The following is an 11,432-nucleotide window of genomic DNA, read 5'->3' on the forward strand; positions in this document are numbered from 1 at the left end:
GAATACGTTGCACATCGGCGTGCTCGACGGGTTGTTGATCACTTAGCCAATGAGGTTAGGCCATGACACGCACCCTCGAGCGAAGTTTTGTCGCAAGTGACCCGGGTGGTTTTCGTTCAGGCGTTACTCATGCTGTTGTCGCGCCGGGAAAAACAGCTCGAAGCAGGTGATGCCGTCGGCACTGCTGACATGGCAGGCACCGTTGTGCAGTTGCATGATCGTCGTCACGATCGACAGGCCCAGGCCATTGGACTGGGACGAGCGTTCGCGGGACTCATCGACCCGGTAGAAGCGTTCGAACAACCGTGGCAGATGGTGCGGCGCGATGGTCGGACCGTGGTTGCGCACTTGCACCTGGATGCCGTCGGCAGTCGGGTTGGCGTGGATGCACAGCTCGGAATGCGGGGCGCCGTACTTGATGGCGTTGGCGCACAGGTTGGCCAGGGCACGGCGCAGCAACATGGGCTCGGCCCAGATCAGACCGCTGCCCTGGGCATTGATGCAGATGCCAACGTCGCCCGCCGGGCCTTCGAAGTAGTCGGCCATGCGTTGCATTTCGTCGGCGGCATCCAGTTCCTGACGCTGGCGCAAGGCGCTGCGCGGATCGGTGCGGGCCAGAAACAGCATGTTGTCGAGCATGCGCGCCAGGCGTTCAAGTTCTTCGACGTTCGAGGCCAACAGTTGCTGATAGGCGTCGGTGCTGCGGTTCTGCTGCAAGGCCACCTGGGTTTCACCCAGCAGGTTGTTGATCGGCGTGCGCAGTTCGTGGGCCATGTCGGTCGACACCTGGCCCAGTTGTATGAAGCCTTTGTCCAGCCGGTCGAGCATGGCGTTGAAGGCGTCGATCATCGGCAACAGCTCCAGTGGCGCGCCCTGGCTGTCGAGGCGTTCGTTTAGGTTGCCGACGTCGATGCTCTGGGTGTGACGGGCCAGGCGCCGCACGGGCAACAGGCCACGATGCACCAGCACATAACCGGACAGCGACAGCAGAATCGCCGCGACGCTGGCGAACAGGTACACGTTGAAGCGGTAGTCGGCGAGCACGGCGGTGCGTTCGGTCATCAAGCGCCCTGTCACCACTTGCAGGCTGCCCAGATCACCCGAGTCGATGGTCGCCGCCAAGGCGGAAAACGGCACGCCATTGACGTTGGGCAAGTGCTGCACGTCATTCAGGGTCAGGCGATGATCCATCGCCACCGGGGTCAGCACCGGCATTTTCAGGTTGCCCGGGTTGACCACCAGCAACGGCGGTTGGCCTGGGGTGCCGATGGTCAGCAGGGCCTCGCGGTTGCCCATCATGTTCTGGAACAGCGCCGGCTTGGCCTTGATCAGGTCCAGGGTATTGCTGTCGTTGAGGAAGGTACGCAACTGGTCGATGCGGGTGATCAGGGCAATGTCGTCGCGACGGATCAACTCGCGCTCCAGGTCGCGGTACAGCGCGACACCCAACAGCGCCAGCGAGACAAACGCCAGCAGGGCAAACACCAGCGCCAGACGCAAGGTCAGGGAGTGACTGAGGCGGGAAGCGGATTGCAGCGGTGTCATCGCATTCATGGCGGTATTCAGGGTTGAGTGTCGAAGCGGTAGCCGATGCCGCGCACGCTGTGGATCAACTTGAGCGGGAACGGATCATCGATTTTCAGGCGCAGGCGGCGCACCGCGACATCGACGACATTGGTGTCGCTGTCGAAATTCATGTCCCAGACCCGCGAGGCGATCATCGAGCGTGACAGCACTTCGCCCTGATGCGTGGCGAACAGGTGCAGCAGGGCAAATTCCTTGTTGGTCAGGGTGATGCGATTGCCGGCGCGGCTGACGCGTCGCTTGAGCACGTCGATCTGCAGGTCGTCGACGTGCAGGTGCTCCTCTTCCCGGGTAGGGCCGCGCCGGGTCAGGGTGCGCAGGCGTGCCACCAGTTCAGCGAAGGAAAACGGTTTGATCAGGTAATCGTCGGCGCCAAGTTCCAGGCCTTTGATGCGGTCGGCGATGTCATCCCGGGCGGTGAGGAACAACACCGGTGTGTCGGCTTCCTTGCGCAAGCGACGCAGGACTTCCCAGCCATCCATCTTCGGCATCATGACGTCCAGTACGATCACATCGAAATCGTGCTCAAGGGCCAGGTGCAAACCATCGACGCCGTCGCGCGCCAGGCTCACGGTGTATCCGAGTTCCTGCAGGCCGTTGAGCAGGTAATTGCCGGCCTTGGGTTCGTCTTCGACTACGAGGATGTTCATGAAAGTCTGCCTGATTCGGTCGGGCTACAGGGGCAAGCCAGTGGCGCAAGTGTAGCCCGATCAATCGTCGATACAGGCATCCGATCAGTTCTCGCCAATGCAATTCACGCCCTGGACCTGATAGTCCAGCTGGTGCTCGCGCCCCTGGTGGTCGAGGTAATTGAACTGCGCCGGCACGATGCCGCACTTGCCATTGAGGTCGGTCATGGACAGCACTTTGGCGACATCCACGTCCACATAAAAACCGTCCTTGTCGTGGATGACGGGTGAAGTGGATTGAGTTGCGGCAAACGCCGAACCGGTGGCGAGCAGGGCGGCAAAACCAAGGATCAACATTTTCATGACGAATCTCTCTCTACAAGGGCAGGGTGGCTGCCGGTGGTTGGCCTGACAGTGAGTTCAGGTTAACGAGGCGATCCGGACAGCCGACCAACAGCTTGATGACAAAGTTGTAATGAAAGGATGGCGGGAGCACCCGGGACCCTGTGGGAGCGGGCTTGCTCGCGAAGGCGGTGTATCAGCCAACATCAATGTTGAATGTGATGGCCTCTTCGTGAGCAAGCCCGCTCCCACAAGGGGCAGCAGCGACATTGGAAAGTGGTTTCAGCAAAACGGACCGACCCACGGATCCATGGCCTAAGCTTGTTCGCAGGCCGATGTTCATCGAGTACGTCGATGGGCAAACGGCACCTATAAAAACAATGCAATCAGGAGATGCCCATGTCCGCTTTGATCCAACGTTTGAGTCGCTGCATGGCCGCCGGTTTGACCGCTGCCGTGCTGGTCGCACCAGCCTTCGCGCTGGATACCGTGAAATTCATGGCCCCGGGCTCCGTGGGCGGTGGTTACGACCAGACCGCCCGGGTACTGGGCAAGGCCATGCTCGAAGCCAATACGGCCAAGGCCGTGACCTTCGAGAACAAGGGCGGGGCCGGTGGGACCCTGGGGCTGGCACAGTTTGCCAACAGCACCAAGGGTGACCCGAACGCATTGCTGGTGGTTGGCGCGATCATGGTCGCGGGCATCGAACAGAACAAACCGCAGATCAGCCTGAAGGATGTGACGCCGATTGCGCGCCTGTTTACCGAATACAACGTGATTGCCGTGCGCAAGGATTCGCCATACAAGACCCTCGATGACCTGATCAAGGACTTCAAGGAAAAGCCCACTAGCGTCACTTTTGGCGGTGGTTCCAAGGGGTCGATCGACCACATCGGCATCGCCGAGCTGGCGGGCAAACTGGATGTCCCGGTCAACAAGGTCAATTACATCGCCACCGGCGGTGGGGGTGAAATCGTCGCCCAGACCCTGGGCGGCCAGATCAAGGTGCTCACCGGGGGCTACGCCGAACTGGGTCAATACATCAAGGCCGGCCAGATCCGGGTGCTGGCCATCGGTGCGCCCGAGCGTGTCCCGGGGATCGATGCGCCGACCCTCAAGGAAAGCGGCTACGACGTGATCATCGGCAATTGGCGTGGTGTCTACGGTGCTGCGAACCTCACAGCCGAGCAGCGTAAAGAAGTGACCGACGCGGTTGTGGCCGCCAGCAAAAGCAAAGTCTGGCAAGAGAACATCAAAACCAATGCCTGGACCGAGAGCGTGCTGACCGGTGATGACTTCGGCAAATTCGTCGACGAAGAGCACGTGCGTCTGCGGGCGATGCTGGTCAAGGTCGGGCTGCTTTGAGATGGCCGGGTCACGCGCAATCGTGCCGACGCAATTGGCGATCGGCCTTGGACTGATCGCCCTCAGCGCCTTGCTGGCCGAGGGAGCCAACCGCTTTCCGCCCGAGATGGGCTTCGTGATTCTGCCGGCTTACGTCTATCCCTGGATCGTCGCCGGCTTTCTCGGCGTGGTGGGCCTGCTGCTGAGTTATCAGGCGCTAACCGGCGGTTTTCGCGAACTGGACAGCGGCAATGGTGTGATCCCTGGCGGAAAATCCGGGGCCGCCTGGGTCACTGGCGGGTTGGTTGGGGTGGCGGTGCTGATCAACCTCATCGGCTTTGTGCTGGCCGCCGGGCTGCTGTTCGCCTGTTCGGCGCGGGGGTTTGGCAGTCGTCATCCGGTGCGGGACCTGGCCATCGGCATTGCCTTGACCCTGCCGATCTACTGGCTGTTCAACGCCGGGCTGGGGGTTTCCCTGCCATCGCTGATCAACATCTGGCTGTGAGAGGAGATCGACACCGTGGACATTCTTTCAAGCCTGATGATGGGGTTTTCAGCGGCGCTGACGCCGATCAACCTGATGTGGGGGTTCATCGGCTGCCTGCTCGGCACCGCCATCGGCGTGTTGCCGGGGATCGGTCCGGCGCTGACGGTGGCACTGCTGTTGCCGATCACCGCCAAGGTCGACCCGACCGGTGCGCTGATCATGTTCGCCGGGATTTATTACGGCGCACAGTTCGGTGGCTCCACCACCTCGATCCTGCTCAACACCCCCGGTGAATCGTCTTCGATGGTCACGGCCCTGGAAGGCAACCTGATGGCGCGCAACGGTCGGGCGGGACCTGCGTTGGCAACGGCGGCGATAGGTTCATTCGTCGCTGGGACCATCGCGACGATTTTGCTGACACTGTTTGCACCCATCGTCGCCAGGCTGGCACTGAATTTCGGCCCGACCGAATATTTCGCGATCCTGGTGCTGTCGTTCACCACCGTGTCGGCGGTGCTTGGCGCTTCCATGCTCCGAGGGTTTGCTTCGCTCGGCGTCGGGCTGACCATCGGGCTGATCGGCCTGGACTCGACCTCGGGCATTGCCCGCTACACCCTCGGCGTGCCCGAACTGGTGGACGGTATCGAGGTGGTGCTGGTGGCGGTCGGGTTGTTCGCGGTTGGCGAGGCCTTGTACAGCCTGCTCTATCAAGGGGAATCAAACGAAGGACGGCACCGCCTGACTTCGTTGTGGATGACCCGCGCGGACTGGAAACGCTCGGTGCCCGCATGGCTTCGGGGCACGCTGATCGGTTTCCCGTTTGGTTCGATTCCGGCCGGTGGCGCCGAGATTCCAACCTTTTTGTCCTACTCCACCGAGCGCAAGCTCAGCCGCTACCCCAAGGAGTTTTCCGCCAACAAGGGCGAGGGCGCCATCGAAGGTGTCGCCGGCCCCGAAGCGGCCAACAACGCCAGCGCGACCGGATCCCTGGTGCCGTTGCTGACCCTGGGCATCCCGACGTCCGCTACCGCTGCGATCCTGCTGGCCGCGTTCCAGAACTACAACCTGCAACCGGGGCCGATGCTGTTCGAAACCTCCGCCGACCTGGTCTGGACGCTGGTGGCCTCGCTGTACATCGGCAACGTGATCCTGCTGGTGTTGAACCTGCCGCTGGTGGGACTGTGGGTCAGACTGCTGCAAATCCCCCGGCCGTACCTGAATGCCGGCATCCTCGTGTTCGCCACCATCGGCGTGTATGGCATGCGCCACTCATCCTTCGACCTGATCCTGATGTTGGCGATTGGCTGGGGCGGGGTGCTGATGCGGCGGTTCGACTTCCCCGTCGCCCCGGTGATCGTCGGCATGCTGCTGGGGCCGATGGCCGAGAAACAACTACGTAACGCCTTGTCCATTGGCCAGGGCGACTGGACGGTGTTCGTCACGCAACCGATCTCGGCGTTCTTCCTCGCCCTGACGCTGCTGGTGCTGGTGGTGCCCTATGTGTTGCATAAACGCGGCATCAAGTTGCATGAGGATGATTGAGGGCGATGAATGCCTGTCAGTCGAGTGCATACCTGTGGGAGCGGGCTTGCTCGCGAAAGCGGTGTGTCAGTGAAATAAGTGTCAACTGACCCGACGCCTTCGCGAGCAAGCCCGCTCCCACAGGGTCATGTGGTGGCTTGCGCGGTGAACCACTGCATCACCGCCCCGCAGGCCGGATGCGCGGCGGCCGAGGGTTGCAGGCACAGCGAATAGATCCCCCGGGTCTTCAACGGTTCGCCGAACGGAATCACCAGTTCGCCGCGTTGAATCGATTCGCCTGCCAGGGTCATGTCGGTCATCGCCACCCCCAGGCCACGCGCGGCGGCATCGAGTGCCAGTTCGTCGAGGTTGAAGGGGATATGCCGATAGTCCTGTAGCGACAGGCCGCCGTTGGCCAACAGCCAGGCCTGCCAGTCATGCTGGTCGGAAGAGCGGTGCAACAGGGCGAACCCCGATAAATCTTCCAGCGATGACATCGGCCGACCGGCGTTGCCCAGGCCCGGCGCGCACACCGGCACCAGGGCTTCCTCGAACAGGGTCAGGCAATCGGGCGCTGTGGATGGCTCTGGCAGATAGAGAATATAGGCGTCACTGTCACTGGCCGGCTCAACCACTTCGGTGGCCACGGTTTCGATTGCCAGGGATACGTCCGGGTGATGCCGGTAGAAATCGCTCAGTCTGGGCAGCAGCCAGCGCACCGCCAGTGACACGTGCATGCGGATGCGGAACGGGCGTTCCTGCGGCGCGAGCCGCTCTTCGAGGGTCCGTAGCTGTTCAAGGATGCTGCGGGCGCTGGCCAGTACCTGTTCACCCTCCGCGGTCAGTTGAATGCTGCGGCTGCTCCTGACAAACAGCGGTACGCCGAAGTGGCTCTCCAACTGCTGGATCTGTCGGCTCACGGCGCTTTGGGTCAGGCAGAGCTTTTGCGCCGCCTGGGTGAAGCTGCCTGACCCGGCGACCTCGACCAAGGCCTGCAAGCCCTGCAACGAGGGCACGTGGCGAATTTTATCCATGCGTTTTCAGAATGCCTCGATGATTTAATAACGTTGGTTGTCCGTGTTTTGACCCTTTAGATTCTAGTCATTGCCACCGTACTCGAAAACCACTTATGCGAATCCTGCATGCAGTGTTGTTTTGGATCGAGACGGCCGGCAGAACAAGAACCTGAGGTGACGCATGGAAAATATCTGTGGCTGGATTGCACAAGCGGGGAGTTCTCCGTTGCGCGATCCGCTCAAAGGCACGCAACAAGCCGACTGGCTGGTGATCGGTGGCGGCATTACCGGCCTCAGTGCGGCGCACGCTCTGGCGCAAATGCACCCCAAGGCCCGCATTGTGGTGGTTGATCGCCAGCGGGCTGCGCAAGGGGCATCGGCGCGCAACTCCGGTTTTGTGGTGGCCCATGAGCATCCCGCCGCTGGCGAACTGGTGGGTAGTGCCGGATTCGCCGGGTATCAAGTGGATACGGCCATCGGCCGCGCAGCCGCCGACGAAGTCCGCAAGCAGATTACCCGCCACGGTATCGAGTGCGACTTCAGGGAATCGGGTTATTTCTTCGCCGTCAGCGATCCACGCAAGCTGACCCACGTCGAGGCCAAGCTGCAGACCCTGCGTGCCGTTGGCGCCAGCGCGCATTTTCTGCAGGGCCAGGCATTGATCGAGAAACTCGGCAGCCGGCACTACCGCGCCGCGATCTGGTGCGGTAACGGCAATGCGCTGCTGCAACCGGCGAAGTACGTCAGGGGCTTGCTCGAGGCCTTGCCGCAGACAGTGACGGTCTGTGAAAACACCGACATCACCGGCCTTGAGCGCCTGGGCGATGGCCGAATTCGCGCCCGTAGCCAAAACGGCTGCGTCGAGGCAAGGCAAGTACTGGTCTGTCTGAACGCCTTTGTGCCTCGGGCGGGTATCGAAGACAGCGGCACATTTGCCATGGAGCTCAGCGCCAGCCTCACGCGACCGCTCAGCGATCAAGAGTTTCAGGCCATGGGTGCGCCCGCGTCCTGGGGCGTGCTGTCGACCCGCCCGTTGGGCGCCACGGTGCGCCTGACGCCGGATCGCCGGGTGATGATCCGCAACACTGCGGAATACCGCGCCCGGGATCTGTCCCTGGGCGAATTGTCGAGCCGCCGCCAGCACCATGTGCTGGGGTTGCAGCGGCGGTTCCCGATGCTCGGTGAGCAGGACATCGAATACACCTGGACCGGCCATCTCAGCGCTTCGCGCTCCGGGCAAGCGTATTTCGCCAAGGTCGAGGAGGGCGTTTTTGCCGTGGCCGGGTGCAATGGCTCCGGCGTGGCCCGGGGCACGCTGTGGGGCCGCTTGCTGGCGGAGTGGGCCTCGGGTCGCGAATCGCCGCTGCTGCACTCGGTCATCCAACGGGCGCAGCCCGGCTGGCTGCCGCCCAAGCCGTTGCTCGATATCGGTGCCATGCTGCGTATGCGCGTGGAAGCGGTCCGGGCCAGAAGCGAAATATGAACACACCCGTTTAACGACAAGAACAAAAGCACTTCCCATCGAAGGTGATTCAACATGCGCGTCAATACGCTTTCCCTTGTGGCCCTGATCTCGACCTTTTCCGCCTCGACCTATGCAGACGAAACCGTCAACATTTCCAACTGGAACGGCTACATCGCCGACGACACCTTGCCCAGCTTCACCAAGGCAACCGGGATCAAGGCGACCTACGACATCCACGACAGCAACGAAGTGCTGGAGTCGAAGTTGATGACCGGCAACACCGGTTATGACGTGGTCAGCCCGTCGAACCACTTCCTGTCGCGCCTGATCAAGGCCGGGGCCATCCAGAAGCTCGACAAGACTCAGTTGCCCGACTGGAAGAACCTTGACCCGGCGTTGATGAAGAAACTCGAGGTCAACGACCCGGGTAACCAGTACGGCTTCCCCTACATGTGGGGAACGGCGGGCATCGGTTATAACGTCGAGAAGATCAAGGCGATCTTCGGCAACACCGATGTCACCCATTCCTGGAGCCTGTTCTTCGACGAGAACAACATCAGGAAACTCAGCGAGTGCGGTGTGGCGATCATCGACAACCCGACGCAGATCCTTCCGATTACCCTCAATTACCTGGGCTTGCCACCCCACAGCCATGAGCCCGCCGATTACAAGAAAGCCGAGCAGGCCCTGCTGAAGATCCGCCCGTACGTGCAGTATTTCCATGCGTCCAAGTACATCAGCGACCTGGCCAACGGCAATGTCTGCGCGGTGATCGGTTTCAACGGCGACATCGTGCAGGCCGCCGCCAGCGCCAGGGAAGCCAAAAACGGGATCGATATTGCCTACTCGATCCCGGACGAAGGTTCCACGCTGTGGCTCGACATGGTGGTCATGCCCAAGAGCGCGCCCCATGAGCACAACGGCTACGCCTACATGAACTACCTGCTGCAGCCGAAGGTGATCGCCAACATCAGCAACAGCATCCACTACGCCAACCCCAACAGCGCGGCGGATGCCTATGTCGACCCGGCGGTGAAGCAGGACCTGGCGATTTACCCGCCGAAAACCGTGATGGACAAGCTGTTCACCGTCGAAGACTTGCCCGCGGCCATCGCACGTCTGAGCACGCGTTTGTGGACCAAGCTGAAAACCAATACCTGACCTGGTCAGGCCAGCATCGACATCAACCCACCCTGACGATCCAGTCTGGCCAGGTCGTCGAAACCGCCGATGTGCGTGTCGCCGATGAAAATCTGCGGCACGCTGCGGCGGTTGCTGCGGCTGAGCATTTCTTCGAACTTTCCGGGCTCGCTCTGGATGTTGATTTCTTCCATTACCGCGCCTTTGCTGGCGAGCAACGCCTTGGCGTTGCGGCAATAAGGGCAGGTGTCGGTGGTGTACAAGGTCACGGTATTCATGGTGGATTCTCCGTCGCTCAAGTCATTCAGGCGTCGATAGCCGGGAAGTCGATGTCGGTCAGCACAACGTTGTTCAGGTAGTTGGTCAGCGTCTGCGCAGCCACGTGGGCGATCACTTCAATGATCTTGCCGTCGCCGATACCGGCAGCACGGGCTGCGGCGATCTGCTCGACCGTCAGGTGGCCACGGCTTTCGGTGACCTGGCGGGCGAGGGTGGCATAGGCATTGAGTTCCCCCTGACGCGCGCTGAGGATGTCCTGGCCTGACAACCCGGCCTTGCCGGCGAACAGCGTGTGAGCCGCCAGGCAGTAGTCGCAGCCGTTGACCTGGGAAGTGGCGAGGAACACCGCTTCTTTTTCCGTGGCACTCAAGGACGTCTTGCCCAGTGCGGCGGAGTTTTGCAGGTACGAGGCCAACACCGCCGGGGCGTGGGCCAGTACCTTGAAGACGTTGGGCAAAAAGCCGATTTTCTTCTGCACGCCTTCCAGCAGCGGGCGGGTGGCGTCGGTGGCGTGTTCCAGGCTGATCGGGGCAATGCGGCTCATGGTGATACTCCGTGGTGTGAAGCGCGGAATGCGCTGGGTACGGAGCTGATGTTAGGGAGAGTGTCTGGCTTGTTGGGTGCAAATCGTCGAGGATATGCGACAGATCGTCCAGAACTGCCCTCGGGAGCCTTGTCATGGATCGCTTGTCCACGTTGCTCACACACTTTGGCGTCAATGCCGGCACGTTCCATAGCGGTACGTTTTGCGGTACCGCCGCCTTCGACGGCCAACAGGCCGGCGGTCATTTGCACCTGCTTCAGGCGGGTGAGTTGCTGCTCAGGTTGGGTGATCAGCCGGATCTGCAACTGACCGAACCGACCCTGATCTTTTTTCCTCGGCCCTATCGGCATCGCCTGCTCGCTTCAGAAGCGTCCGGCACGCAACTGGTCTGCGCGACCCTGGATTTCGACGGCGGTGCGGGCAATGCCCTGGCGGCGGCACTGCCTGATTACCTGGTGCTTAAGCTCGATGAAATCCCGGCGATGGCCGGGACCCTGGAATGGCTGTTCAACGAGGCGTTTGACGGTACATGCGGGCGTGAGGCGGTAATGGACCGGTTGTTTGAACTGCTGGTGATTCTGTTGCTGCGGCACATTCTGAGTACCGGTGGCCAGCAACCGGGCATGATGGCCGGCCTCGCCGATGCGCGCCTGGCGCGCCCTCTGAGCCTGATGCATCAAACCCCGGCCAAGGCCTGGAGCGTGGCCGAACTCTCGGTCGCCGCCAACATGTCGCGGGCCAGTTTCGCCGAACACTTTCGCCGGGTGGTCGGGCAGACGCCAGTGGATTACCTGGTGAGCTGGCGCATCAGCCTGGCGCAGAAACGCTTGCGCGAGGGCCGGCCGATTGCGCTGATTGCCGAGGAGGTTGGTTACGAGAGCCCCTCGGCACTGGCCCGGGCGTTTCGGCGCAAGACGGGATTGAGCCCGCGGGAATGGAAGGGCAGCTGACCACCGCCTGACCCCTTGTGGGAACTCCCAAAAAGGTTCCTACAGCTTCAGCGGATCCGGAAATCCAACATCCGGACGCATCCTACGCGCATATCAGACGCGTCCTATTTTATCCCTTGTCCTCTTCCAGA

Annotated in this window: 12 protein-coding genes; 6 read left to right on the plus strand and 6 right to left on the minus strand. The window is 61.6% G+C overall.

Annotation, left to right across the window (positions count from 1 at the left end):
• Nucleotides 1-123: 123 nt before the first annotated feature.
• The 3 genes from AC06G5_RS11900 to AC06G5_RS11910 form a co-directional block, all read right to left on the minus strand.
• A complete protein-coding gene (locus AC06G5_RS11900; RefSeq protein ID WP_480459530.1) occupies nucleotides 124-1,554 on the minus strand; it encodes a heavy metal sensor histidine kinase in 1,431 nt (476 codons plus the stop codon).
• Between the two features lie 8 nt (nucleotides 1,555-1,562).
• Nucleotides 1,563-2,234 carry a heavy metal response regulator transcription factor gene (locus tag AC06G5_RS11905; RefSeq protein WP_046040381.1) on the minus strand — a complete coding sequence of 224 codons (672 nt, stop codon included), beginning with the start codon at nucleotides 2,232-2,234 and terminating at the stop codon, nucleotides 1,563-1,565.
• Between the two features lie 84 nt (nucleotides 2,235-2,318).
• Nucleotides 2,319-2,576, minus strand: a complete 258-nt coding sequence (locus AC06G5_RS11910; RefSeq protein ID WP_413427108.1) for a DUF2790 domain-containing protein — start codon at nucleotides 2,574-2,576, stop codon at nucleotides 2,319-2,321.
• 378 nt (nucleotides 2,577-2,954) lie between these two features.
• Here AC06G5_RS11910 and AC06G5_RS11915 point away from each other — a divergent pair, with 378 nt between their 5' ends.
• Genes AC06G5_RS11915 through AC06G5_RS11925 form a run of 3 tightly spaced genes read left to right on the plus strand, consistent with a single transcriptional unit; the run spans nucleotide 2,955 to nucleotide 5,928 of the window.
• Nucleotides 2,955-3,920, plus strand: a complete 966-nt coding sequence (locus AC06G5_RS11915) for a Bug family tripartite tricarboxylate transporter substrate binding protein (protein WP_413427106.1) — start codon at nucleotides 2,955-2,957, stop codon at nucleotides 3,918-3,920.
• 1 nt (nucleotide 3,921) lies between these two features.
• On the plus strand, nucleotides 3,922-4,404 hold the full coding sequence (locus AC06G5_RS11920; protein ID WP_413427104.1) for a tripartite tricarboxylate transporter TctB family protein: 483 nt from the start codon (nucleotides 3,922-3,924) through the stop codon (nucleotides 4,402-4,404).
• A 15-nt stretch (nucleotides 4,405-4,419) separates the two neighbouring features.
• The gene (locus AC06G5_RS11925; protein WP_413427103.1) at nucleotides 4,420-5,928 is read left to right on the plus strand and encodes a tripartite tricarboxylate transporter permease; all 1,509 of its coding nucleotides are present in this window, start codon (nucleotides 4,420-4,422) and stop codon (nucleotides 5,926-5,928) included.
• A gap of 125 nt (nucleotides 5,929-6,053) precedes the next feature.
• On the opposite strand, the gene AC06G5_RS11930 is transcribed toward AC06G5_RS11925, so the two are convergent.
• A complete protein-coding gene (locus AC06G5_RS11930; RefSeq protein ID WP_413427101.1) occupies nucleotides 6,054-6,941 on the minus strand; it encodes a LysR substrate-binding domain-containing protein in 888 nt (295 codons plus the stop codon).
• Nucleotides 6,942-7,104: 163 nt separating this feature from the next.
• Between AC06G5_RS11930 and AC06G5_RS11935 the strand changes: the two genes are divergently transcribed.
• Nucleotides 7,105-8,406 (plus strand): NAD(P)/FAD-dependent oxidoreductase, encoded by a 1,302-nt coding sequence (locus AC06G5_RS11935; protein WP_413427099.1) that lies wholly within the window; start codon nucleotides 7,105-7,107, stop codon nucleotides 8,404-8,406.
• 54 nt (nucleotides 8,407-8,460) lie between these two features.
• On the plus strand, nucleotides 8,461-9,549 hold the full coding sequence (locus tag AC06G5_RS11940; protein WP_480459535.1) for a polyamine ABC transporter substrate-binding protein: 1,089 nt from the start codon (nucleotides 8,461-8,463) through the stop codon (nucleotides 9,547-9,549).
• A gap of 5 nt (nucleotides 9,550-9,554) precedes the next feature.
• On the opposite strand, the gene grxC is transcribed toward AC06G5_RS11940, so the two are convergent.
• On the minus strand, nucleotides 9,555-9,806 hold the full coding sequence (gene grxC / locus AC06G5_RS11945) for a glutaredoxin 3 (protein ID WP_413427095.1): 252 nt from the start codon (nucleotides 9,804-9,806) through the stop codon (nucleotides 9,555-9,557).
• Nucleotides 9,807-9,832: 26 nt separating this feature from the next.
• Nucleotides 9,833-10,351 carry a carboxymuconolactone decarboxylase family protein gene (locus AC06G5_RS11950; RefSeq protein ID WP_413427093.1) on the minus strand — a complete coding sequence of 173 codons (519 nt, stop codon included), beginning with the start codon at nucleotides 10,349-10,351 and terminating at the stop codon, nucleotides 9,833-9,835.
• 134 nt (nucleotides 10,352-10,485) lie between these two features.
• Between AC06G5_RS11950 and AC06G5_RS11955 the strand changes: the two genes are divergently transcribed.
• Nucleotides 10,486-11,301, plus strand: a complete 816-nt coding sequence (locus AC06G5_RS11955) for an AraC family transcriptional regulator (RefSeq protein ID WP_413427091.1) — start codon at nucleotides 10,486-10,488, stop codon at nucleotides 11,299-11,301.
• The last annotated feature ends 131 nt before the right edge of the window (nucleotides 11,302-11,432 follow it).

The organism is Pseudomonas sp. WT-JTC (genome assembly GCF_056711565.1).